This is a genomic window from Janthinobacterium sp. FW305-128 (assembly GCF_020858135.1).
In the GTDB taxonomy this organism is placed as follows: domain Bacteria; phylum Pseudomonadota; class Gammaproteobacteria; order Burkholderiales; family Burkholderiaceae_D; genus Janthinobacterium.
Window position 1 is genome coordinate 171,621 of the sequence record NZ_JACYMK010000005.1, and the last position, 23,778, is coordinate 195,398.

Genomic DNA, 23,778 nt, shown 5'->3' on the forward strand with positions numbered 1-23,778 from the left:
CCGCGCGGTGCAGATCGCGATGTAGCTACTTTAAGAGCTTATGTAAGTGGCGAACATAAGATTAGCAGTCGCCACTTTGTAGTCTCTTTTGAGGCGAAATTGTAGTCCTTGTCCTACGTGCACACTTTTGACTAGCTAGCCTTGCGCCGTTCTGCGCGATTTTGTGATATGACGCGCGGTTTGTTGGCGCTCCACAGGCCGGCCGGACGCACGCTGGGCAAGCCGTCGCGCACGGTCGCGGCGGGCGCCTGGCGCGCGTTTGGCGCCTCGTGTTCGCCCAGGCGGAAGCGGCTGACGGCCTGCGTCAGCGCTTCGCCTTCCTGGTGCAGGCGCTGCGAACCGGCGCGCGCCTCGTCGACCAGACCCGCGTTCTGGCGCGTCATGTCGTCGATCTGCGCCAACGCCTGGTTGATGCGGGTAATCTCGCCATTCTGCTCGGCGCCGGCGCTGCTGATGCGCCCGATCACCACGGCCACCTGCTGCACGGCATCGACGACCTGGCGCATGGTGCTGCCGGCTGCATTGACCAGGTCGCCGCCCGCATCCACGGTGGCGACGGAATCGCCGATCAGGCGCTTGATTTCCAGCGCCGCCTCGTTCGAGCGCTGCGCCAGGCTGCGCACCTCGGAGGCCACCACGGCAAAGCCGCGCCCTTGTTCGCCCGCGCGTGCCGCTTCCACGGCCGCGTTCAGGGCCAGGATATTCGTCTGGAACGCGATGCCGTTGATGACGCTGATGATGTCGACGATCTTGTGCGAACTGGCCTTGATCGAGGCCATGGTCTCGACCACGGCGCCGACGGTCTGTCCGCCGCGCAGGGCCACGTCGGCCGCCGTCGCCACCAGCGTGCGTCCCTGTCCTACGTGGGCTTCGTTGCGGCCCACGGTGGCCGTCAGTTCGCGCATCGAGTCCACGGTGGCGCCCAGCGCGTCCGCTTGCGTGGCCGTATGGCCAGACAGGGCGGCGTTGCCCTGGGCGATATCGGCGCCGGCCGCCGCGATGACGGCCGCGCCGCCGCGGATTTCCTGCACCAGGGCGGCCAGGCCGTGCGTCATGGCGCCGAAGTCGCGCACCAGGTCGCCGATCTCGTCGTGCGCCTGCGAGTTGATGCGCTGCGACAGGTCGCCCGCCGCCGCCGCGCCGACGGCCACGCGCAATTGCGTCACGTCGCGGGCGAACGCGGTATAAAAGCCTGCGCACAGGTAGGCGGCGGCCAGCAGCACCAGCAGCATGGCTGCCAAGATCAGGGCGCGGCGCGCCTCGTCGCGGGCGATGCGCTGCGCCAGCAGGCTGTCCAGCGCGGTGGCGGAGGCGCCGGAGAGCGCGTGCAGGGCGTCGATCGCCTGCATGCCGGCCGCGTGGAATTGCGCGCCCGACGTCTGGTCGTAGGAATTCGTCACTTCATTTTTCGTGCGTTCGAGGAAGGCCAGCGCGGCCGGCACGGCTTTCAGGGCCGGCTGCAGGCTGGCGCGCAGTTCCGGCCTGGCGGCAAGGATCTCGTCGAAACGGGAGGGCAGGCGTTCCAGTTCGTGGCGCGCGATCAGGGCGTTGGCGTTGACGAGCTGATCTTCGTTCGCCTCGAACAGGCCCGTGTCGATGTAGGCGGCGCCGCGCCCGCCGATGTCCGACAGGCTTTCGGCCAGGTCGGGCAGGGTGGCGGTGAAGACGGCGCTCAGATGGTTGGCGCCCGCGTCCGGGTCCAGGCTCAGGTGCGAACGGTCGGCCACCAGCTGGCCCAGTTTGGCCGCCTGGCGCAGCAGCGCCGTGTGCGCCGCGTAGCTGTCGCGCGCCGCCAGGCCGGCCTGGCGGCCCAGCAGGGCTTGCCACTGTTTCGTCAGTTCGGCCGCCTGGGGCAGGCCCGCGCCGGCCGGCAAACGCGCCAGGGCCGACAGAGACGCCGTGATGCGCGCGTTAAGGGCCGTGTTATCCATGCCCGCCTTGCCGCTCAGGCGCAAGTGCTCGAGGCCGCGCCGCTGCTGCAGCAGGCGCGTGCCTTCCTGCAACTGGCGCACATAGGTCACGCCCCGCTGCGCATCCTGCGCCTGGGCCAGCGACTTGCCCAGCTCCGAGATCAGCAGGGTGGTCGCCAGCGCCAGCGGCAGCAGGAAGACCAGGCAGACAAGCATGAATTTGGGCAGCAGACGCAAGCGCTGCATGAGTCGGATGGCGGGGGTGAGAAGGATTTTCATCGGGTTTCCAGGGTAGGGTGACAACATTTCTGCAGTGCAATGTTGCCTGCGGATTGTGACCCCTTGATGAAGCGGGCGATTTTGCTTTTCTCTACAGTGAAGCAGTTCACACGGAAGGCCGATCCTTCTGTAAAATCGAGGGTTTTTTGCGAGGGCCATATTATGGTCACCAATATGGCCAACGAGAACGACATCACTACCCCCGATTCCAGCGACAATGCGGATAACGCCGCAGCGCCGGCGAGCAGCAAGGCGCCGGCCGTGATCGCGCGCGAAGTGCAGCGCCGCCGCACCTTCGGCATCATTTCCCACCCGGATGCGGGTAAAACCACCTTGACGGAAAAACTGCTGCTGTTCTCGGGCGCGATCCAGATGGCCGGTACCGTCAAGGCCCGCAAGTCGGGCCGCCACGCGACGTCGGACTGGATGGAGATCGAGAAGCAGCGCGGCATTTCCGTCGCCTCCTCGGTGATGCAGTTCGAATTCCGCGACCACGTCGTCAACCTGCTCGACACCCCGGGCCACCAGGACTTCTCGGAAGATACCTACCGCGTGCTGACGGCAGTTGACTCGGCGCTGATGGTGATCGATGCGGCCAAGGGCGTGGAAGCGCAGACGATCAAGCTGCTGGCCGTCTGCCGCATGCGCAATACGCCCATCGTCACTTTCATGAACAAGATGGACCGCGAGACGCGCGATCCGCTGGACCTGCTCGACGAACTCGAATCGGTGCTGAAGATCCAGTGCGCGCCCGTCACCTGGCCTATCGGCATGGGCAAGAACTTCCGCGGCGTGTACCACCTGCTGAACGACGAGATCATGCTGTTCAAGGCCGGTGAAGAGAAGGCCGACGGCGCCTTCGAAATCATCAAGGGCATCGACAACCCGCGCCTGCAGGAGATGTTCCCGCTGGAGATGGACCAGTTGCGCATGGAAGTCGAATTGGTGCACGGCGCGTCGAACCCGTTCAACCTGGAGGAATTCCTCTCCGGCGTGCAGACGCCCGTGTTCTTCGGTTCGGCCATCAACAACTTCGGCGTGCGCGAGATTCTTTCCGCGCTGGTCGACTGGGCACCGGCGCCGCGCCCGCGCGACGCGACCGTGCGTTCCGTCGATCCGACCGAGCAGCCATTCACCGGTTTCGTCTTCAAGATCCAGGCGAACATGGACCCGGCGCACCGCGACCGCATCGCCTTCCTGCGCGTGTGTTCGGGACGTTTCGAGCGCGGCATGAAGGTCAAGCACTTGCGCCTGGGGCGCGAGATCAAGGTGTCGAACGTGGTGACCTTCATGGCCTCCTCGCGCGAACAGGTGGAAGAGGCGTACGCGGGCGACATCATCGGCTTGCCGAACCACGGCAACATGCAGATCGGCGACAGTTTTTCCGAAGGCGAGATGCTGACCTTTACCGGCATCCCGTACTTCGCGCCGGACTTCTTCCGTTCCGTGCGCATCCGTAATCCGCTGAAGATCAAGCAGTTGCACAAGGGCTTGCAGCAGCTGGGCGAAGAGGGCGCGGTGCAGGTCTTCAAGCCGGTGCAGGGCGGCGAACTGGTACTGGGCGCCGTCGGCGTGCTGCAGTTCGAAGTGGTGGCCAGCCGCCTGCTCAACGAATATGGCGTCGATGCCGTCTTCGAAGGCACCAGCATCAGCAGCGCGCGCTGGGTCAGCTGCGACGACAAGCGCGTTCTGCAGGATTTCGAAAACGCGCTGGGCCACAACGTGGCCTACGATGCGGCCGGCAACATGGCCTACCTGGCCACGTCGGGCGTCAACCTGCGTCTGACGGAAGAGCGCTGGCCGAAATTGACATTCCACGCGACGCGCGAGCATTCAGCGAAATTGGCCTGATGTAGCATAGTGGTGTCGGGTTACGCGCTTCGCGCTAACCCGACCTACACCGACCTGCCTGTGCATGGCGTAGGTCGGATTAGCACGGCAACGCCGCGCGTAATCCGACACCATCGTTAGCAGCAACTCAAGCCGGCAAAATCGTCCGCGTGCTCCAGTCGCGCCGCTCCAGCAGCAATGCCGTCAGCTGCGCCGCCGTCATCGGTCGCGCAAAGAAGTAGCCCTGCACGTTGTCGCAGCCCGCTGTTCTTAAAAATTCCACCTGCTGCAAGGTCTCCACCCCTTCGGCCACCACTTTCAGGTGCAGGCTGTGCGCCATGGCGATGATGGCCGTGACGATGGCTTCGCCCTCGCCGGGCAGGTCGTGCACGAAGCTGCGGTCGATCTTCAGCTGGTCGATCGGCAGGCGCTTCAGGTAGGACATCGACGAATAGCCGGTGCCGAAATCGTCGATCGACAGGTGGATGCCCGTCTCCTGCAGGCGCCGCATCAGTTCCACGTTGGCGTGGACGTTGTCCATCAAGACCCCTTCCGTGATTTCCAGCTCCAGCAAGCCATGCGGCAGCTGCGTTTCGTGCAGGATGGCGCGGATGTCGTCCATCAGGCCCGGGTCGCGCGCCTGACAGGCCGACAGGTTGACGGCCACGTGCTCGAGCGAGTCGAGCAGCCCCGCCTTGCACCAGACGGCGGCCTGGCGGCAGGCGCTTTGCAGCACCCAGCGTCCCAGATCGACGATGATGCCGCTTTCCTCTGCCACGGGGATGAATTCGGCAGGGCTCAGCTGGCCCATCTCGCGGCAGTTCCAGCGTACCAGCGCTTCCACGCCGACGATGCGCCCGCTGCGCAAGTCGATCTGCGGCTGGTAGTGCAGATACAGTTCCTCATTTTGCAGCGCGCGGCGCAGGTTCGCTTCCATGCGCAGGCGGCGCTGGGCGCGCAATTCCATTTCGGCCTTGAACACGGCGTAGCGGTTCTTGCCCTGGTGCTTGGCGTGGTACATGGCCGTATCGGCATTGCGCGTCAGGGTGGCCACGTCCTGCGCGTCGAACGGGTACAGGCTCACGCCGATGCTGGCGCTGACATACAACTGGTGGCCTTCGAGGTCGAACGGTTCGGCCAGCACGGCGAGGATCTTGCTCGCCACGCTGGCCATTTCCGAGGCGTCGTCGGCCGGTTCGACGATGACGACGAATTCGTCGCCGCCGATGCGGCAGATGATGTCGGTGCCGCGCAGGATGGCCACGAGGCGCTCGGCGACGAGCTTGAGCAACTGGTCGCCGCAGTGGTGGCCCAGCGTATCGTTGACGATCTTGAAGTTGTCCAGATCCAGCAGCAGCAGGCCCACGCTGCTGTCCTGGCGGTCGGCGCGCGCCAGCGCGTAGGCCAGCGCGTCGTTGAATTCATGGCGGTTCGGCAGCTGCGTAACGGAGTCGACGTGGGCCAGGTAGTGCAAGTGGCTTTCCGCATGCTGGGCGGCGGTGCGCGTGCGGCGCACCATCAGGAACGTCAGGCCGAATGCGCACAGGCAGACTAGCAGGGTGAAGGCGGCAAATTGTGCCAGGCTGGCGTACAGCGGCGCCAGGCTGGCGCGCAGGTACAGGGCGCCGCCGCCGGGCAAGGTCTTGAGGATGGCGGCGCTGCCGTCCAGGTAATCGAGGTGCACGCCGTTGCGCGGCGCCGCGGGCACGGTATCGACGCTGCTGCGCGCATAGCGGGCAAACGGCGCGCCATAGGGACTGTAGAGCAGGGCTTGCCGGATATGCGGGGCGGCGGCGAGGGGAGCGAGCAGTTGTTGCGCCGCCAGGCGATTGTCCTGGCGCATGGCCTCGGTGGTGGCGGGCGCCAGCATGTCGGCCTGGATCTGCAGGCTGCGCTGGAGGGATGCCTGGAGGGAAAACAACTGGAAGAGGATCAGCAGCAGGCTGGCCATGGCCAGCATGGCCGCCGCGGCCAGCAAGTTCAGCCGGGCTATCCGGTCGCCGCGTAATTGCACGGACGGCAGTATCAATGGCGTCATCATGACGCTTCCTCCTGCCGGCCCCGCTTGCCGCCGCCCCGTGTGATCGCGCCTCGCCCTGCCATACTTTACGTTCCAGTCTGAAGAAAACCGAAGTGAGCCGGAACTCTCAACGTGTTGCTAAGTGTTGCTAAGGCCGACATATTGTCATTTTGCAGCGTGAAAGTACAGGGCGTGCGGCAATTTAGTATCCATGCCGGGCACCGCTGGCGGCAGACAAGGCGACAAGACAGGCGGAAAAGGCGGGCGTGTCTTTCTAATAATAATACATACTGAAGTTTAATCCTTTTTTTGCCTGCCGGTTTTTTTCTCTAAAAACATGCTGAAGGTAAACAAAATACCGCCAAGAATAACTTCAATGTGCCCGGCCATTCCGGCACGGATTAACTTTTTGACTGTATCGGCCATTGCAAGTCATTGATTTTAATAAATTTTAATGAAGAATGCGCGAACGCTATGGCCTTGCTTCGCGAGTTCGTCCATAATCCGCTGATGATGGACGTTCTGATGCTGTTTGTTTTGTCTGCCGCGGCCAAGCAAGTCGCCGCCAGCAAAACCGGACGCCGCCCTAATGATCAATAGTGAGGATATCTTGGAAAAAAAACCAAAAATTATTTTGTCGTCACAAGACCTGGAACGACTGGAAGCGTTGTTGTATGCCTTGGGTAATAACTTATCGCCGGACAAGGCCGCCTTGCTCGATGAGCTGGGCCGCGCCGAGGTGCTCGAACCGCAAGAGATTCCCCCGACCGTCGTGACGATGAATTCCACCGTGCGCTTCACGGTGGAAAACAAGGAGGAATTCTGCCTCACGCTCGTCTATCCGAAGGATGTGGAAGGCCAGGCCGACCGCATTTCCGTGCTGGCGCCCGTCGGCAGCGCGCTGCTGGGCCTGTCCGTGGGCGACAGCATCGCCTGGCCCATGCCGGGCGGCGTGGTGAAGGTCAAGATCGAGGAAATCGTCTATCAGCCTGAACGGGCCGGCGAGTACCACCGATAAGCAATGACGGCGGACGGCGCCTGCCGTTCGCCTGCCAGGCCGTGCCGGGACGGAAATTAACTGTTTCGCTGCACGCGCACCACCAGCCATCCCGCCACGACCGTAAATGTGACGATGATGGCGACGATGATCCAGAAACCCTGCGGATGCTGGGCCAGCGGAATACCCCCCACATTCATGCCCAGCATGCCGGCGATGATATTGATCGGCAAGGCCAGCACGGTGACGATGGTCAGCACGAACAGGCTGCGGCTGTTTTCCTCGTTGACGCTGGCGGCGATCTCTTCCTGCAGCAGCTTGATGCGTTCCTGTAGCGAGGACATATCGCTGAGCACCACCGAAAATTCCTCCGTCGATTGGCGCAATTCCAGGCTGTCCAGTTCCGACACCCATGCGGGCGGACGCTGCAGCAGGCGGAACAGGGCGGCCGGTTCCGGCGCCAGCAGGCGCTGCAGCCGCACCAGCACGCGCCGCATGGCGCCCAGGTCTTCGCGTTTCGGCACCAGGCGCCCGGCCAGCAAGTGATCCTCGATATCGTCGACCCGCGCCACGGCATCGCGCACGATGTTGACCAGCACGTCGGCCTGGTCGCGCAGCAGGTGGATCAGCAGTTCCACCGACGAGCGGATCGGTTCGTGGTTCTTGATGACGGCCTGGCGCAGCCGTTCGATCGACTGCAGCGGCGCGCGGCGCGCCGTGATGACGAGGTTTTGCGCCACGCTGGCCCACATGGTGGAAATGTCGGATGCTTCGAACGAGAAGTTGTGCACCACATCATTGACCACGGCGATCAGGGTATTTTCCGCCTGCTCGATGCGCGTGGAACGCGAACCCTGGTGCAGGGTTTCATAGAATTCGTCGGCCAGCTGCGTGTGCGTCATCAGCCATTTTTCGCTGGCCGCATGCGACAAATTAAAATGCAGCCAGACGAATTCCTGCGCCGGCCGCGCCGCGCCATCGGCCAGCCAGGCCAGCGCGGCCGTCGAGTCGAGCGCCAGCGGCTGCGCTTCGCGGCCAAACAGGAAGCCCCAGACCAGGCCCGAGGTGTCCGAGCCGTAGGTGAAACCGGCAGTTTCCATCGCCATCGTGAATCTTTCTCGCGCAGTGTGATTGATCGTCGCGCGATGTTAATACACGGATGTGTCCGGAAAATGACAAGGCCACCGCAATGGGTGGCCTTGTCCGGACTACGGCTGCATATTAATTGCGATGGGGATTATCGGGACGGCGGTCGTCGCGGTTCGGAACGCCGTCGCCGTCGCGGTCGTGGCGGTTGCCGTTGTCGCGGTCATAGCGGTTGGGGATGCCGTCGTGGTCGCGGTCGCCGTTCGGGCCGCGTGGCGACCAGCGGCCTTGCTCCATCTGCCAGCGGCCGTCGCGCTGGTTCCAGGCGGGCGGCGCATACACGTAGCCGGGGCGTTCGGCGATCCATACGCCTGGTGTCCAGGCGTAGCGCTGGCTGCGCCATTCCCAGTGGCCGGGCACCCAGGCGTAGCCGTGGCGGGCGCGCGGGATGGCTTCGCGGCGCGGCGGCGGCGGGGCGATGCGGATGTCGTCATAGCGCACGGGCTGCACCTGTGCGGCGACCCAGCCGCCACGGTCCAGGCGCCAGCGGTTGTTCTCTTGTATCCAGGCAGCGCGGCGGTACTGGTTGCCGCCGCGTTCGCGCAGCCATTCTCCGTCGTTCCACACATGGCGCTGGCCATCCCAGTTCCAGTAGCCTGGCGCCCAGACATAGCCGGCGCGCGGTGCCGGCACGCTTTCAAACCGTGGCGGAGGCGGGGCGTTGCCGACGACATTGCTGACGCCGAGCTGAGTCTGTGCCATGGCCTGCGCGGGCAGGAAGGCTGCGGCGCTGATGGCAAGCATGGCTGCTGCGTAGAGTGTGATGGGTTTCATGATGTGCTCCATTTCGGTGATTGCGTGAAATGGACTATAGGCGCTTGCCGGCGGTTTTTCGCCTTTGATTCAACTTATTACAATTGACACAATGCTGTGTGTCCGTGTATCCGTGGCCGATACAAATGGCGGCCTGGCGCGGTCGTGTTCAAACTGGCGCCAGGCGGCGTGGGGGCAGCATCGGTGACTCACAGGGCGCTGGCGGTGGTGTTGCCCAGCAAGGCCTGGCGTTCCTCGATCAGCGAAATTTTCTTTTCCTGTTCCGTCAGGCGCTTGGCGCTGACGACGACGACGGGGATGGCGCGGGCCTGCGCCGTATTGCCGGTTTCTGCCGCCTGTGGCCTGGTGAAGCTGGCATAGCTGGCACCGCAGGCGATGGCGACGGCGACGGTGAAGATGGCTTCCATGTTTTTCAAGGCTTTCATGATCGTTCCTTTCGTGTGGCGGGTGGGTATGCATGCACTGTAGCCAAGCGCGCGCCCGCCCGCCATGCGCATGCGACCAGCCGTGGTTTTGGCGGGATGGCCTGCAAAAAAACGGCGCTGAAATGCCTGCGCGGGCGACCGCTTGAATTGAGGCCTAATTAGCCCTGTATCCGTGCATATGAATGTACTTGCCGCGTGGCATTATTTGATACTGCGCGGTGTAGCGTGCGCCGCCGGCGCTCCTGCTAGAATCGCTACGGTAGCCAGCGCGCACGCAATCATTCTCATCAGGAGTCACACATGTTCCAATTGTTTGGTTTTGGCGGCGCCCGCTGCCCGCGCTGCGAGCACAAGAACGGCGCTGCCGCCGGCTATTGCGCGCAATGCGGCTTGTCGCTGGGCGCTCCCGACAGCGACGCGGTGCTGCATGCCAATCAATGGCATCTTGCTGATGGGCAACTGGCCCTGTTCTTTGGCGTGCGCGAATTGTCCTCGCTGTTTGGCAGCGCCGCACGCCGCCTGCAGGTGCCCACCGAGTCGCGCGCCTGGATCGTGCAATCGGACGCTTTCACCTTGATACCGGCCGGCGATTACGACAGCGCCGCCTTCTTTGCGCGCCTGCCCGCGCTGCTGCCGGCACGCCCGGTCGAAGTGCTGATCGCGCGCGCCGACGCCGTGGGCCTGGAATTCGACCTGCCCGCCCTGGCCAGCACGGAACTGCTGAACATCGCCGCCTCGCTGCGCGTGGACATCGCGCTGGGCCAGCCCGATGCGTTCGCGCGCCAGTTCATGCGCGCGCCGGGCGCCGTCACGCGCGCCCACCTGCACGCCTTGCTGCTGCCGTCCGTGCGCCAGATTGCGCTGGAATTCATCGGCAGCCGCGCGCTGCGCGAGATGGACGCGAATGCCGACCTGCGGCCCGAATTGAACGAACGCCTGCAATCGGCCCTGACGCAGCGCCTGGCGCCGTCCGGCCTGGCCGTGGCGCGCGTGGAAACGCTGAGTTTGCGCCACGACAAACGCGACGGCAACGGCGATGCCGCTATCGGCACCCTGTGGCTGGGCGGCTTGCCGGCGCAGGAACTGGAACAGCACAGCCTGGAGCGCATGAAGCAGCTCGACCAGCTGTATGACGAGGAAGAATGGCAGCGCATCCGCCGCGAGGAACTGGCGGCGCGCCACGCGCACCGGCGCGCCGAACTGCGGCAGGACGCGACGCTGGAAAAGGCGGAGCTGGGCCATCAGGAAGCGGAGCGCCTGCAAGCGCTGCGCGGACGCCAGATCGACCTGTATGGCCGCATCCTGGAAGCGAAGTCGCGGCGCCAGGCGCTCGACCATGGCGCCGCGCTGGCGCTGGGCGAGCTGGAACAGGAACTGGCGCAAAAGGGCGCGCAGCGCGCCGATGAGGCGGCCAACTGGGAACATGTGCGCGCGCTGGCCGCCATCAAGATGCGCAGCGAGCTGGAATTGTCGCAGCTGCATGGACGCGAACAGATCCAGATGGCGCAGCAGCGCTTTACGCATCAGGTGCATTTGCAGTCGATCGCGCAGCAAGTGGAAAGCGCGCTGCTGATCGACGACGAGACGGGCCGCCGCACCCAGCTGGCGCGCCTGCGCCAGGCGGAAGCGGATGCGGCCCAGCGCGAGGCGCAGCTGGAGGCGGAGCAGCACCAGGCCGCCTGGCAGGGCCTGATGCTGGCCAACGCGGCGCGCAAGCGCGAGGCCGAGCGGGTGCAGGAGTGGGAAGACCAGATGCAACTGGCGCGCCAGCGCGAACTGCTGCGCGCCGAGGCGCACAAGGATGAAACGGCCCAGGTGCAGGCGGCGGAGATCGCGGAAAAGGTGGCGGCGCTGCGGCGCGGCGGCGCGCGCGAGGAGGCCGTCGCGCAGCAGGAAAAGCTGCTGCGCACCATCGAGGCCGACGGCGTGCACGCGCGCCAGCTGCAGCAGCAATCGCAGCTGGCGCAGCTCGACGCGCTGGCCATCGAGGAACAGCGCCAGCAGCTGCGCCAGCTGGAACAGGAAGCGCAGTGGCAGCGCGACTTGCTGGCCATGACGCAGCAGCGCGAAAGCGATTACGCGCGCTGGAAGGGAGAATATGAGGCGTTGCTGGCGCAGCAAGCGCATGCGGCCGAACTGGCGCGCATCGATATCGACCGCATCGAGAAAATCGGTTCGCTGAGCGATACGGGCAAGGTGGCCATGGCCGCCGGGCAGAACGCGGCCGCGCTGGCGCAAGTGCTCAAGGTGCAGCTGCAGGCCGGCATGAGCGCCGAGCAGATTCACGCGCTGGCGGCGCTGGCGGCGGCCGAGAACAGCGTCGCGCCGCTGGACGCGCTGCGCATGGCGCAGGACAGCGTGGCGCAGGAGCGCAGCTACCTGGAAGGCCAGGCGGAACGCGAACGGCGCCAGCAGCTCGACCTGATCAACCTGCAGAACGCGGCGCACGCGCACGGCCTGTCGGCACAGGCGCAGCTGGGCGTGGCCGTGGCGCAGGCGCTGCAGCCTGGTGCGGCCTCCGCCGCGCCGGCATCGGCGCCGGCCCGCTGCAAGAACGGCCATGCGCAGCGCGCGGGTCACCCGGAAGATAAATTCTGCGCCGCCTGCGGTGTCGCCCTGCAGCCTTGATGGAAGCGTTTCACCCCAGATGATGCAAAAAGCACGAGACAAACTGCGGGAACTGCGCGCCCTCCACGACGACGGGCTGCTCAGCGAGCAGGAATTTGAACGCCGCAAGAACGCCATCCTCGACGCCGAGTACGCGCCGCCCGGCGCCGCTCCCGTGGCCGCGCCGTTGCCCGTGCGCCAGGGCACGGAGCTGGGCTTCATGACGGGCCAGGAAATCGGCCCGCAGAACCGCCGCTACCGGCTCGAACGGCTGATCGGCACGGGCGGCATGGGACAGGTATGGCAAGCGACCGACCTGGCCACGCACGCGGAGCTGGGCAGCAGCGAAATGGTGGCGCTGAAGATCTTGCCGCCGCAGCTGACGCAAAGCGCCACGCATGCCAAGCTGCTGATCGAGGAAGCGACCCAGGCGAGGAAGCTCGCGCATGAAAACATCGTGCGCGTCTACGAGTGGGCGCAGGACCCGGCCACGGCCAGCTATTTCATCATCATGGAATGCCTCGATGGCGAAGACCTCGAGCATTATCTGGCGCGCGAGGGCGCACTGCCTCTGTCCACGGTGCAGCAACTGCTGCAGCCGGTGGCCGACGCCCTGTCGTATGCGTGGGAAAAGCACAAGCTGGTGCACCGCGACATCAAGCCGGGCAATGTCTTCCTGACGGCGAAAGGCGACGTCAAGCTGCTCGACTACGGCATCGCTTCGCGCGTGCGCAATGCGGACAGCAGCCTGGCGCTGGACATGCCGAATGCGGGCACGCACGGTTACCGGGCGCCCGAGGCCGGCGCCAACCAGCGCCAGCCCAGCCCGCGCCTGGACGTGTATGCGGTGGCCGTGATGATCTACCAGATGCTCGAAGGGCGCATGCCGTTCGACGACGCGCGCAGCGCCAGCCATCTGCCGTCGGCGCCGCAAGCGCTCAACGCGCAGCAGTGGCAGGTGCTGCAGAACGGGTTTTCGCTGACGCCGGAATTGCGTCCGCAATCGGTGCAAGCCTTGCTGGAAAACCTGGAGCGCGCGGCCGGGCCGTCGCCCGAAGAACTGGCGGAGCAGGCGCGCCAGCAGCAGGCGCGCGCGGCGCAGCAGCAAAAGGCGGCGGCGCTGGCCGCCGAACAGGCCCGCGAGGCGGCGCTCAAAGAGGCACGTGCGCGCCAGGAAGAACTGGACCAGCGCCGCAAGGCGGAAATCCAGGCCGCCGCGCTGGAAAAGCAGCGATTGGACAAACTGCGCCGCGAGCAGGAGGCGCAGCGCCATTTCGAGGCGGAAGAGGCGCGCAAGCTGCGCAAGGAAGCGTTGCGCGGCCAGCTGCGCGCGCGCCGCGAAGCCGATGCCGCCACCGCCTTGCAGGAACACCAGGAATTGCAGCGCAAGGCCATCGTCGCCAAGGCGGAGGCGGCCTACCGCGCCGAGCAGGAACGCGCGCGCCGCGAAGAGGCCAGCCGCGCCGCCGCGGCCGCTGTCCCGGCGCCGGCCTCCGCGCCTGTGCCGGAAGCGGACCACGTGGAACCGGTGCCCAACGCGGAAGGCGTCTTGCGCGACGATTTTCTCGATGGCTCGGGACAGGGGCCGGAACTGGTGCTCATTCCCAGCGGCCGTTTCCAGATGGGCGCGCACGAGACGGAACACAAGGCCGCCATCCAGGCCGGCTCGCAACAGGCCTGGCTCGAGCGCGAGATGCCGCAGCACTGGGTCGGCATCTCGCGCCCGTTCGCGCTGGCCCGGCATCCTGTCAGCGTGGGCGAATGGCGCGCCTTCGTCAAGGCGACCGGCTGGGCGGGCGGTTCCGAGACGGACTGGGACAATCCCGGCTTCGTGCAGAACGACCAGCACCCGGTGGTGGGCGTGAGCTGGAATGACGCGCAGCTGTATCTGGGGTGGCTGAGCGAGCGTACCGGGCGCAAATACCGCCTGCCCAGCGAAGCGGAATGGGAATACGCTTGCCGCGCCGGCACGCGCACGGCCTTCAACGTGGGCGATACGATCAGCACCGAGCAAGCCAACTACGACGGTCTGTATGTGTACAACGGCGGCCCGCGCGGCGTGTACCGGGGCGGCACCAGCCCGCTGGGCACCTTCGCGCCGAATTCCTGGGGCCTGTTCGACATGCATGGCAATGTGTGGGAATGGGTGCAGGACGTGGTGCACGACAATTACGAAGGCGCGCCCGTCGACGGCAGCGCATGGGAGGAGGGCAGCGACAGCAGCCGGCGCATCCTGCGCGGCGGCTCGTGGCTGTACCACCCGCGCTACCTGCGCTCGGCCCTGCGCAACGGTTTTTCCACCGTGCTGTCGAACGACATCGTGGGCTTCCGCGTGGCGCGCACGCTCGATTAGGCAAGTACGGCGCCTGGCGTCGTCACGCCGGACCCGGAAGAAATGGCGCTGATGGCCGACGCCGTCTTCCGTATCATATGACCAGGTAGCAGGAGAGCGGGCTGCGCCAAGCGGGCAAACGGTGTAAATTGTGGCTTTCCAAACGCACCAAGGAACGCCATGACCATCAAAGCCATCCGCGACCAGTCGCAACCCATGCGCCACATCGTGCACGTGCGCGATCACATCATTTCCGCCGACGCCTCGGTGGAGGAGGGCGGCGGCGACGCCGGCCCTTCGCCGCACGACTTGTACGATGCGGCCCTGTCGGCCTGCAAGGCGCTCACCGTCGTCTGGTACGCCAGACACAAGGGCATCCCGCTGGAACACGTGGAAGTGTCGACCGAGCGCGATGCCAGCGACGAGCGCAAGGGCGTGTACCGCCTGGCCGCCACCCTGCACCTGACGGGCGAACTGACGGATGCGCAGCGCCAGGAATTGCTGGCCGTGGCCGGCAAATGCCCGATCCACAAGCTGATGACGGCCGTCACCACGGAAATCACGACGGTGCTGGCATGAGCGCGGCCATCCTGAAAAGCCACGAGAAGGACCTGGGCGGCGGCTTCGTCGTGCGGCGCCTGCTGCCTTCCGCAGTAAAACAGGCCGTCGGCCCCTTCATCTTCTTCGACCATTTCGGCCCCATCGACGTGGCGCCCGACGCCAACCACGACGTACGCCCGCATCCGCATATCGGCCTGGCCACCGTCACCTATCTGTTCGAGGGCGCGATCGACCACCGCGACAGCATCGGCTCCTGCCAGCGCATTGAACCGGGCGCCATCAACTGGATGACGGCCGGACGCGGCATCGTGCATTCGGAACGCACGCCGCACGATCTGGCCGGCAAGCCGCACCGCACGCACGGCTTGCAGCTGTGGGCCGCGCTGCCAAAGGCGCACGAAGAGGACGCGCCGAGTTTCACGCATACGCGGCAGGCTGACATTCCCGTCGTGACGCTCGATGGCGCCGTGGTGAAAGTCCTCATTGGCACGGCGTTTGGCCAGACCTCGCCCGTGCGCACCTACATGCCGACGCTGTACCTGGACGTGGCGCTGCAGGCGGGGCGCGAGTTGCGGCTGGATGGCTTGCCGGCGGAAGCGGCGATTTATCCGATCAGCGGGGAGGTGCTGGTCGACGGCGTGGCGCTGCTGCCGCACACCATGGCCTTGCTGGAGGAGGGTAAGGCGCCTGTCGTGACGGCAGGCGGCGGGCCGGTGCAGTTCGTCGTGATCGGCGGCGAACCGCTGGACGGCCACCGCTACCTGTTCTGGAATTTCGTCTCGTCGAGCAAGGAGCGCTTGTCGCAGGCGGCCGACGACTGGAGCGCCCAGCGCATGGGACAAGTGCCGGGCGAGACGGAATTCATCCCGTTGCCGAAGGCGCCATTGCGTCCTCCGGCATAAGCTGGCTTAGAAGCGTGCGCGCAAGGTCAGTTGCGCCTTGCGCGGCTCGCCGTAGAAATTGCCCCAGGCCGGCGCGCCCACCGTCTGGTAGTAGCGCTTGTCGAGCAAGTTCGTCACGGACAGCGACGCCGTCCAGTTGCGGTCGATCTGGTACGCGGCGCGCGCGCTCCACAAGGCATACGCGCCCTGCGCCACGGTCACGTCGCGCGTGACGCGCGAGCTCTCCGTCTGGAAGTTCACGCCGCCGCCCACGCTCCACTGCTGCAAGGCGCCGGGCAGGCGGTAGTCGCTCCACGCGCGCAGCATGTGGCGCGGCGAGTAGGTGCTGGCGAACATCACGCCCGCGTTCGACGTCTGCTCCAGGTACTTGAAATTGTTCAGCGTGTAGCCGGCGAACAGCTGCCAGCCCGGCGCCACTTCGCCGCTGATTTCCGCATCGAGGCCTTCGCTGCGCACCTTGCCCGTCGAGAAATAGCACTCCGTGCCGCTGGAGCAGGTATTGGCCAGGTCGAGTTCCGCGCGGTTGCGCTGCTCGATGCGGAACAGCGCCAGCGAGGTGTTCACCTTGCCGTCGAACAGTTCACCCTTGACGCCCACTTCCAGGTTGCGGCCCTTGAGCGGGTCGAGCAGGGCGCCATCGGCCGTGCGCTGGTTTTGCGGCTGGAAGATGTCGGAGACGCTGGCGTAGCCGGACCAGCGCTTGTCGAATGCGTAGATCACGCCGCCATACGGCGTGACGACGCCGTTTTCGCGGTACGGGTCGATGTACACCTCGCCCGTGTCGCGGTACACGCTGCTCCATTTGTAGTTCGACACGCGGGCGCCCGCCACCACGGTGAGCGGATCGCTGACGCTGAAACGGGCCACGCCGTAGGCGCCCGTCTGCGTCATTTTTGTTACGCTGGGGTCGCCCCGGTAGCTGTGTTCGCGGAACCAGGCGTCGCTCGGTTCGGCCACGCTGTGATTCGGCTGCAGCGGATTGTTCGCTTGCTGCAGCAGGGCCAGACTGAAATCGCTGTCGCTTTCCAGGCGGTTCGTGCTGATGCCGGCGCTGAAGCCGTGGCGGCGGCCAAAGGCGTTGAATTTGCCGTCGAGCGACAGGTCGAGGCCCTTGTTGGTGCTGCCGTAGTCGAACACGCCGCCATACATCATCATGCCGGCCAGGGTGGCGGGGTCGATCGCGCCCTGGCTGAACATGTATTTCACGTCATGCCGCTCGCGCGTGTAGTTGGCGCTGGCCTTGAGCGACCAGTCGGCGTCGAAGCGGTGCTCGAATTCGGCGAAGACGGCCGTCTGGCGGCTAGCCCAGCGGTTCCAGTCGGCACCGAGGAAAGTCTCGCGGGGCAGTTTCGGATCGCTGCCGTCGCGGTAGCGCGGCATGCCGGAAAAGAAGGGCGTCGCGTGCAGTTTTTCGTAGCTGGCGCCCGTCGTCAGCTTGCTGCCCGGCGCCAGGTCGAATTCCAGCACGCCGTACAGCACGTCCGTGCGGCTGTCGGCCACGTCATAAAAATAATCGCGCTGGTCATGCGCGGCCACGGCGCGGCCGCGGATGCTGCCCGATTCGTTCAAGGGGCCGGTGACATCGACTTCGCCGCGCACGTCGTTCCAGCGGCCCGCGCTGAGTGCCAGCTGCACCTGCTTTTCCGCCAGCGGACGCTTGCGCACCATGTTGATGGCGGCGCCCGGCGAGCCCGTGCCCTGCAGCAGGCCCGTGGCGCCGCGCACGATCTCCACGCGATCGAGCATGGCCGTATTGCTGGTGAAGCTGTTCGCCTGCGGGTAGTACATGGCGCGGTTGACGCCGTCGAACTGGTACGTGTCGACCATGAAGCCGCGCGAATACACATAGCGTCCGCCCATGGGGCTGTCGTACATGGTGATGCCGGTGGTGTTGGCCAGCACGGCGTCGATGGTGTTGAGGTTCTGGTCATCCATCTTTTGCCGCGTGACGACGCTGACGGACTGGGGAATCTCGCGCAAGGTCTGCACGCCCTTGCCGACGGTGACGGCGCGCGCCGCATACGAGTTGCTGTGTTCACTGACGGGGTCGCGCTCCATGCTGGCGTTCACGACCACGGGCGCCATGGTCTTTTCCACGCCGGCCGCCGGCGCGGAGGGGGGCGCCGCCTGGCGCAGCACGTAGGCGCCGTTCGGCAGCTGCACCGCTTCCAGGCCGCTGCCGGCCAATACCTGGGCAAAGCCCTGCGCCACATTGTGGCTGCCGCGCACGCCGGGCGAGCGCAGGCCGCGCGTCTGCGCGGGATCGGTCGACAGGCTGACGCCGGCGGCGACGGCAAAATCGTTCAAAGCGGTGGCCAGCGGGCCGGCCACAATGGCGTAGGCTTGCGGCGCAGCGCTTGAAGCGGCGGCCTGGCCTTGCGCCAGCGCGGGCGCGGCGACAAAGGCGGCGGGGGCGGCGCACGCCATGGCGAGGACGGCCAGGCGGATGGCGCGCGCGGCGGGATGGAGGACGGGGGTGGTCAGGTGCATGCTCGGTCTTTCTGCTCAGGGTAAGGGCTATGGTGGATGAATCGGCTTCTTACCTGTCAAGCCGAAGCAGCGCAGCGAAACACCAACCCCTGGCGCAAAAAAAACTGAAAATAATTAGCTTGAACGGGCCGCCACCGTGGCCCAGTAGCGCGTGAAGTAGGTCACTTGCAGTCCGTGCGAGGCGCACAGGCTTTCCAGCACGGCGTCGATATCGTCGATCCGGTAAGTGCCCGTGACAGGGCGTTTCGCCACGCTTGCGTCACAGGCCAGGCGTCCGCGCCGGTAGCGCGACAGTTCCTGCACCAGCCGTTGCAGCGGCCAGTCTGCCGCCACCAGCATGCCGCGCAGCCAGCTGTCCTGGTGCGCGGGCATGGCCAGCACGGCTTCCAGACCGGTGCCGCCAAAGCGCAGCTGCTGCCCCGCTTCCAGGCGACGCACGGCGTCCGGGCGCGCCGCGCCGCGTACTTCCACGGCGTGTTCGAAGACGCTGACGACGCTGCCACCGTCATCGCAGCGCACGCCGAAGCGCGTGCCCAGCGCGCGGATCACGCCGTGCGGTGTGTCGACGAGGAAGGGGCGCGCATCGGGCGCCGTCGTGACCATGACTTCGCCGTGATGCAGGCGGATGCGGCGGCGCGCGGCGCTGTAATCGACGTCGACGGCGCTGTCCGTATTCATCTCCATCTGCCCGCCATCGGCCAGCGCCACGTGGCGGCGCTGGCCCGGCACCGTGCGCAAGGACGCCGTCCACGCTTGCCAGGGGGCGGACTGCAAGCCCGCCTGGCCCAGCATGATGCCGCCGCCGGCCGCCACCAGCATGGCCAGCACTTTCGCGGCGCTGCGCCGTCGCTGCTGCGCCGCCTGCAGGGCAGGAATTGCCAGCGCCGGCGGTATGATGGCCAGCTGGCCGTCCATGCGTTGCAGCAGCGCCCAGGCCCGGTCATGCTCGGCGCTGGCGTCGCGCCATGCCTGCAGGGCGGCCGGGTCGGCGCTGCCGCACTGGAGTTCCACATGCCAATGGGCGGCGGCGGCCAGCACCTTGCGGGGGATGGGCGCTGACTGCGGGGTGGAAGGGGAAAACATCAGCCGGCCACCAGCATCAGGCATTCCGTGTAGGCGCGCACCAGGTGCTTTTTCACGGTGGGCAGGGATACGCCGAGGCGCCGGCTGATGTCCACATAGCTGAGCTCTTCGATTTGCGCCAGCAGGAAGATGGCCCGCGTGCGCGTGCCCAGGCGGTCGAGCAGGCGGTCGATGGCGAGCAGGGTTTCGATGATGATGGCGTGCGTTTCGGCGCAGATCGATATCGGCTCGGCTTGCTGGGCCAGCGCTTCCAGATAGGCTTGTTCCAGCGCCTGGCGCCGGTAGCGGTCGATCAGCAAGCCGCGCGCGATGGTCGCCAGGTAGCCGCGCGGCTCGCGCAGCGGCGCCAGCGGTGCCACCTCGCGCTTGCCCAGCAGGCGTAAAAAAGTGTCCTGCGCCAGGTCGGCCGCCTCGGCGCGGTTGCCCAGCTTGCCGCGCAGCCAGCCATACAGCCAGCCATGGTGTTCGCTGTACAAGGTGCTCAGGTGGCTGGCATGGGTGGGACTGACGGTACTCACTGCGTTCTCCAGGCAAGGGATGGGCTGGGCTGACGGAACGCGGGGTGCCGGCTGGCTGGGCTGTTTGAGAATGATACTCATTATCACATTGCCGCGCCGCCGGCGTCAATCGGCGTCAGCCACCGAGGCGCCAGCGCTCCTGCCACTGTTGCAGATCCGCCCAGGCCGTCTGGAGTGCGGTGGCGGACCAGTGCAGCAGGCCGTCGAACGCCAGCACGGTGCGCTGCCAGTGGATGCCGTCGAAAAACACATGGTCGGCCACGATGGTGGCGGCCAGCCAGGCGGCGATGATGACGATGATGTCGTGGCGGCCGCTTTTCCACCAGCGCAGCGAGTGGCGGCGGAAAATCCACGGCACGCCCAGCGGATTGGGCCAGTCCGCCAGCAGATGCATGATGCCGCCGGCGGCAAAGCCGAACAGGGGCGGCGCCCACAGGTGGTGCGGCAATTGCAGATACGTGTAGACGAGCAGGGCGATCCAGGCCAGGCCCCAGTGCGTCCACGTGCGGTGCGTGATCCACAGCTTGTGCGTGCGCGCCCACCAGGCCACTTCCAGCCAGTCCGGCGCCGTGCCGCCCAGCGCCCCCATGACAAAGGCGAGCATGCTCAGCACTTGATAGGGGCCGCCGGCGCCAGCGTGCGCGACGAGGGCCGCGGCGATCACGCCGGCGGCCCAGCCAGTCGCATGATGCGCTTTGTTGGAAGCCATAGGAAATGTAAAACGCCGCGCGGGCGCTTTGTGAAGTACGGGAAATATTAACTGGATGAATATACAGTACGCAGGGGCGCCAATGGGGGCTATTTGCGCAATATCTGCTATTAAAGTGTTAAATTGTGTGTCGGGATGGACGTGATGGCGGACTCGGCGCCTGATGCCGGCCGGTCAAGTATGTTGTGCGGCTGATAATGTATTTGGCGCGCGGCGCGCTATGCTGAAAGCAGTCTTACGTTTTAAGGGGTGTCGCCATGAAAATCCCGCGCGAATTGCAGATTCCCGCCATCGTGTTTACGCTGGAAGCGGTGTTCATTCTGGGCCTGTCGATGATTTTTCTCGTACTGATACCGCGCTAGTGCCTTGCGGATAACTGCAGATTTACAACAGTGTTACTACGCAGTTTGCATGGTGCTATCGCACAGCGCCGCGCCTTCGGTGCGGATGATCCAGCATTCCGGATATGGTTCGCTGGCGAAACGGTTGTGCCGCGCAAAACCGCTGAGCTTGTCGAGCGCGGTGGCGGGGGCCAGCGCGGTTTCCTTGCCGCTGGCCGTGTCCAGGTGCCAGAAACCGCCGTTGCGGTGGAATAGCAGGGGAAGGCAGCTGGCCTGCGGCGTGGCCAGATGGCTTGCCGGCGTGGGCTGGGTGTCGGGCAGCAGCAGGTAAAAACACTCGGCGCGGGCGCCGTGGTCGATGCGGTGCAGGATCACGCCGTGCGCGAGGATGGCCGTGACGCTGAGCACGACGATGCCCTTGATGCTGGCTGACAATTCGATGCGCATGCCCAGGCGCATGGCGACGGGTTTGTGCTTGCCGGGCCATACGCCGTCGAGCAGCATGCCGTAGCGCGACACGTCTTCGATTTCAAAGCCTTGCTGGCTGCGCCGGATGATGGCGTGGCGGCCCGACAAGCGGCGCGTCAAGCCGTTGTTGTCCTGGCCGTCGGGGCTGAAATGGCTGAGCAGCACATCGGCTTCGGGGTCCACCAGCTCGAAGCGTCCCAGCATGCATTCTTCCAGCGCGAACAGGCGGATCTGGCGCTGTTCGCCCGCTTCCGGCGCCGCATTGACGAGGCAGGCAGCCTGGCTCGGGTGCGGATGGCAGTGGCTGGCGGCGGGCAGGTCGACTTCGATCAATTCCTCGTCCCAGGCGATGGTGGTAAAGCCCATGTCGATCTTGCCTTGCGGGGCAGACAAATCCACGTGGGCAATGCCGGCATTGCGCGCGGTGACGTCGAGGTTGCAGCCGTCGCCGCCCGTCACGCGGGCAATCGAGGCGTCGTCGGCCATCACGCGCACGTTCTTGTGCGTGCTGAGGAAGATCTGGTGGATTTCCGTCAGGGTGGCGTCGCGTCGCGGTACGAGGATGACAAACGTGCATACCCATTTCTGCGCCACGGCGCCGTCGACGTGGCTGTGCACTTCGACCTCGATCTGGTATTGCCCGTGCTCCTTGTTACGCGAGGAAAACTCGACAAATACGGGGCGCCAGTCGCCGCGCGTGGTGCGCACGAAATCATGCTGGACGGCGCCGCGCGGGATCAGGTCCGAGCGCAGGCGCAAGGTCAGCTGCGGCGCGCAGGCGGCGCTCATGCCGCGCAATTCCATTTTCAGGGTTTGCCGTCCGCCTGCCGCGCGGGGATCGAAGCCGCTGATGTGCAGGTGGGCATGTATCGGCTGGTAGGCGGGCGCAGTGGCCGGCTGTGCGGCGGGCACTGGGGTAAATGCCGGCAGGCTGGCGGGGGGCGAGGCTGGCATGGGGCTGGTCAGGCTGGTCACCGCTTGAGCAGCATCGCGTATCACCGCATCGCGCAGCCCGGCATCATGCGCACGGGCGTGCGGAAGCGCCGTTGCCGATGGTTCGGAACGGGCGCTGCGCAGTGCGGTCAACAGGTCGTAGCTGCTGGGGGCATTCGTCGCTTGCGGGTGGTTGCCCGCGCAGACTGTTTCCCCAGGCAAGACCCAGAACGTACAGTGCGGGTGCTCCGGGTTGCTGCATTTTTTCATGACATTCTGACTCGAATCGAGCGGGGACATTGCGCCCTCTGTTCTACATGAGAGCTTACGCGCTTTTGCGCCTGCTTGGCAACTTTCGCGGCGCTCGAATGCGCTCTTTTTGCCCAAATTCATCCCCTTGGTCACAGCTTGTCATGCTTGTTATGGAAACTATTGCTTAAAAACACATTTTATGTCTTTCCGGATATGTTATTTTGATATCGCCAGTCCAGCTGCGTTCAGCTGCGCTGTTTGCTGACGATGACTTCCAGATACTCGCCCGGCACCACCAGCGAGTGAGCGCCCGCTGTATTCAGGCGTTCGAGCAAGGCGAACAGCTCCTGCTCCAGCGCCTCGGCGCCAGGCGCGTCCAGCGCGGCAAAGGCCTTGTGGACGGGGCCGTAATAATCACGGAAGACCTGCACCCAGTGGTGGGCGGAGGCGTAGCGGAAATTGAAGACCTTGCGCTGGCTGTGCACCTGCTCGGCCGCCTGGCCGAACAGGTCGCGCACATACGCTTCCTCGCCCCAGCGGGCCGGCGACACCACGCCTGCTGGCGGCGGGACATATTTGCCGATGGTCTTGAAGAGTTGCCCGATAAAGCCGTCCGGGGTCCAGTTGGCCATGCCGATGCGTCCGCCGGCACGCAGCACGCGCAGCATTTCGCCGGCCGCGCGCCGGTGGTCGGGCGTGAACATGACGCCGAAGGTCGACAGGGCTGCGTCGAAACTGGCATCGGCGAAGGGCAGGGCTTCGGCGTCGGCCACGCGGAAGGTCACGGCCAGCCCTTCCGCCTCGGCGCGCGCGCGCCCCTTGTCCAGCAGCGCCGGCACATAATCGGTGGAGACGACGCGGGCAAAGCGGCGCGCCGCCGCCAGGGTGGCGTTGCCGTTGCCGGCGGCGATGTCGATGACGTCTTCGTGGGCGCGGATGTCGGCAGCCTCGGCCAGCGACTCGCCGACCGGCTGCAGGGTCACGCCGATGACGGCGAAGTCGCCGCTGGCCCAGCCTGCTTGCTGGCGCTGCTTGATGGCGGCGTAGTCGGGCGCGCCGGCGGCGCCGGCCTGCGGTGTAGGAAGGGTGTTGCTCATGGCATGCTCCTGTGACGTTGGAGAGATCCTTCCGTCAGACCGCGCGCCATGGGCATGGTTCACTGCCTGCTGTATTTATGCGGGCCAACGTGAGCGTGGCGGCA

Annotated in this window: 18 protein-coding genes; 6 read left to right on the plus strand and 12 right to left on the minus strand. The window is 65.7% G+C overall.

Features of this window, described 5'->3' with window-relative positions:
• Positions 1–131: 131 nt before the first annotated feature.
• Positions 132–2,189 carry a methyl-accepting chemotaxis protein gene (locus IGS60_RS12710; protein ID WP_230504725.1) on the minus strand — a complete coding sequence of 686 codons (2,058 nt, stop codon included), beginning with the start codon at positions 2,187–2,189 and terminating at the stop codon, positions 132–134.
• Positions 2,190–2,363: 174 nt separating this feature from the next.
• Between IGS60_RS12710 and IGS60_RS12715 the strand changes: the two genes are divergently transcribed.
• The gene (locus tag IGS60_RS12715; protein ID WP_070218005.1) at positions 2,364–4,040 is read left to right on the plus strand and encodes a peptide chain release factor 3; all 1,677 of its coding nucleotides are present in this window, start codon (positions 2,364–2,366) and stop codon (positions 4,038–4,040) included.
• A gap of 127 nt (positions 4,041–4,167) precedes the next feature.
• Here IGS60_RS12715 and IGS60_RS12720 read toward each other — a convergent pair whose 3' ends face one another.
• Positions 4,168–6,060, minus strand: a complete 1,893-nt coding sequence (locus tag IGS60_RS12720) for an EAL domain-containing protein (RefSeq protein WP_230504727.1) — start codon at positions 6,058–6,060, stop codon at positions 4,168–4,170.
• A 276-nt stretch (positions 6,061–6,336) separates the two neighbouring features.
• On the minus strand, positions 6,337–6,465 hold the full coding sequence (locus IGS60_RS28340; protein WP_256267358.1) for a hypothetical protein: 129 nt from the start codon (positions 6,463–6,465) through the stop codon (positions 6,337–6,339).
• 184 nt (positions 6,466–6,649) lie between these two features.
• On the opposite strand from IGS60_RS28340, the gene rnk reads away from it, so the two are divergent.
• Positions 6,650–7,057 (plus strand): nucleoside diphosphate kinase regulator, encoded by a 408-nt coding sequence (rnk, locus tag IGS60_RS12725; RefSeq protein WP_162835757.1) that lies wholly within the window; start codon positions 6,650–6,652, stop codon positions 7,055–7,057.
• Positions 7,058–7,113: 56 nt separating this feature from the next.
• On the opposite strand, the gene IGS60_RS12730 is transcribed toward rnk, so the two are convergent.
• The 3 genes from IGS60_RS12730 to IGS60_RS12740 all read right to left on the minus strand — a co-directional run bounded on the left by IGS60_RS12730 (position 7,114) and on the right by IGS60_RS12740 (position 9,381).
• Positions 7,114–8,142, minus strand: coding sequence for a transporter (locus IGS60_RS12730; protein ID WP_175444840.1), 1,029 nt, complete (start codon positions 8,140–8,142; stop codon positions 7,114–7,116).
• Positions 8,143–8,257: 115 nt separating this feature from the next.
• On the minus strand, positions 8,258–8,956 hold the full coding sequence (locus IGS60_RS12735; RefSeq protein ID WP_230504729.1) for a YXWGXW repeat-containing protein: 699 nt from the start codon (positions 8,954–8,956) through the stop codon (positions 8,258–8,260).
• Positions 8,957–9,144: 188 nt separating this feature from the next.
• Positions 9,145–9,381 carry a hypothetical protein gene (locus IGS60_RS12740; protein WP_070313469.1) on the minus strand — a complete coding sequence of 79 codons (237 nt, stop codon included), beginning with the start codon at positions 9,379–9,381 and terminating at the stop codon, positions 9,145–9,147.
• Positions 9,382–9,681: 300 nt separating this feature from the next.
• On the opposite strand from IGS60_RS12740, the gene IGS60_RS12745 reads away from it, so the two are divergent.
• From IGS60_RS12745 to IGS60_RS12760, 4 genes are all read left to right on the plus strand, one after another.
• The gene (locus IGS60_RS12745) at positions 9,682–12,009 is read left to right on the plus strand and encodes a hypothetical protein (protein ID WP_230504731.1); all 2,328 of its coding nucleotides are present in this window, start codon (positions 9,682–9,684) and stop codon (positions 12,007–12,009) included.
• Positions 12,010–12,028: 19 nt separating this feature from the next.
• Entirely contained in the window at positions 12,029–14,341 is a 2,313-nt protein-coding gene (locus IGS60_RS12750) for an SUMF1/EgtB/PvdO family nonheme iron enzyme (RefSeq protein ID WP_230504733.1), read from the plus strand.
• Between the two features lie 159 nt (positions 14,342–14,500).
• Positions 14,501–14,899 carry an OsmC family protein gene (locus IGS60_RS12755; protein ID WP_099411573.1) on the plus strand — a complete coding sequence of 133 codons (399 nt, stop codon included), beginning with the start codon at positions 14,501–14,503 and terminating at the stop codon, positions 14,897–14,899.
• Positions 14,896–15,783, plus strand: coding sequence for a pirin family protein (locus tag IGS60_RS12760; protein WP_230504735.1), 888 nt, complete (start codon positions 14,896–14,898; stop codon positions 15,781–15,783). The genes IGS60_RS12755 and IGS60_RS12760 overlap by 4 nt, the downstream gene beginning before the upstream one ends.
• Before the next feature lie 6 nt (positions 15,784–15,789).
• Here the strand turns inward: IGS60_RS12760 and IGS60_RS12765 are convergent, their stop codons facing one another.
• The 6 genes from IGS60_RS12765 to IGS60_RS12790 all read right to left on the minus strand — a co-directional run bounded on the left by IGS60_RS12765 (position 15,790) and on the right by IGS60_RS12790 (position 23,674).
• The gene (locus IGS60_RS12765) at positions 15,790–18,273 is read right to left on the minus strand and encodes a TonB-dependent receptor (RefSeq protein WP_230504737.1); all 2,484 of its coding nucleotides are present in this window, start codon (positions 18,271–18,273) and stop codon (positions 15,790–15,792) included.
• Positions 18,274–18,387: 114 nt separating this feature from the next.
• Positions 18,388–19,356, minus strand: coding sequence for a FecR domain-containing protein (locus tag IGS60_RS12770; protein ID WP_070289645.1), 969 nt, complete (start codon positions 19,354–19,356; stop codon positions 18,388–18,390).
• Positions 19,356–19,874 carry a sigma-70 family RNA polymerase sigma factor gene (locus IGS60_RS12775; RefSeq protein ID WP_230504739.1) on the minus strand — a complete coding sequence of 173 codons (519 nt, stop codon included), beginning with the start codon at positions 19,872–19,874 and terminating at the stop codon, positions 19,356–19,358. Before IGS60_RS12775 ends, IGS60_RS12770 begins: the two co-directional genes overlap by 1 nt.
• Before the next feature lie 115 nt (positions 19,875–19,989).
• The gene (locus IGS60_RS12780) at positions 19,990–20,583 is read right to left on the minus strand and encodes a metal-dependent hydrolase (RefSeq protein ID WP_230504740.1); all 594 of its coding nucleotides are present in this window, start codon (positions 20,581–20,583) and stop codon (positions 19,990–19,992) included.
• A gap of 398 nt (positions 20,584–20,981) precedes the next feature.
• Complete coding sequence (locus IGS60_RS12785) at positions 20,982–22,595, minus strand: FHA domain-containing protein (protein WP_230504742.1); 1,614 nt, start codon at positions 22,593–22,595, stop codon at positions 20,982–20,984.
• Between the two features lie 227 nt (positions 22,596–22,822).
• Positions 22,823–23,674 carry a class I SAM-dependent methyltransferase gene (locus IGS60_RS12790; protein ID WP_230504744.1) on the minus strand — a complete coding sequence of 284 codons (852 nt, stop codon included), beginning with the start codon at positions 23,672–23,674 and terminating at the stop codon, positions 22,823–22,825.
• Between the last annotated feature and the right edge of the window lie 104 nt (positions 23,675–23,778).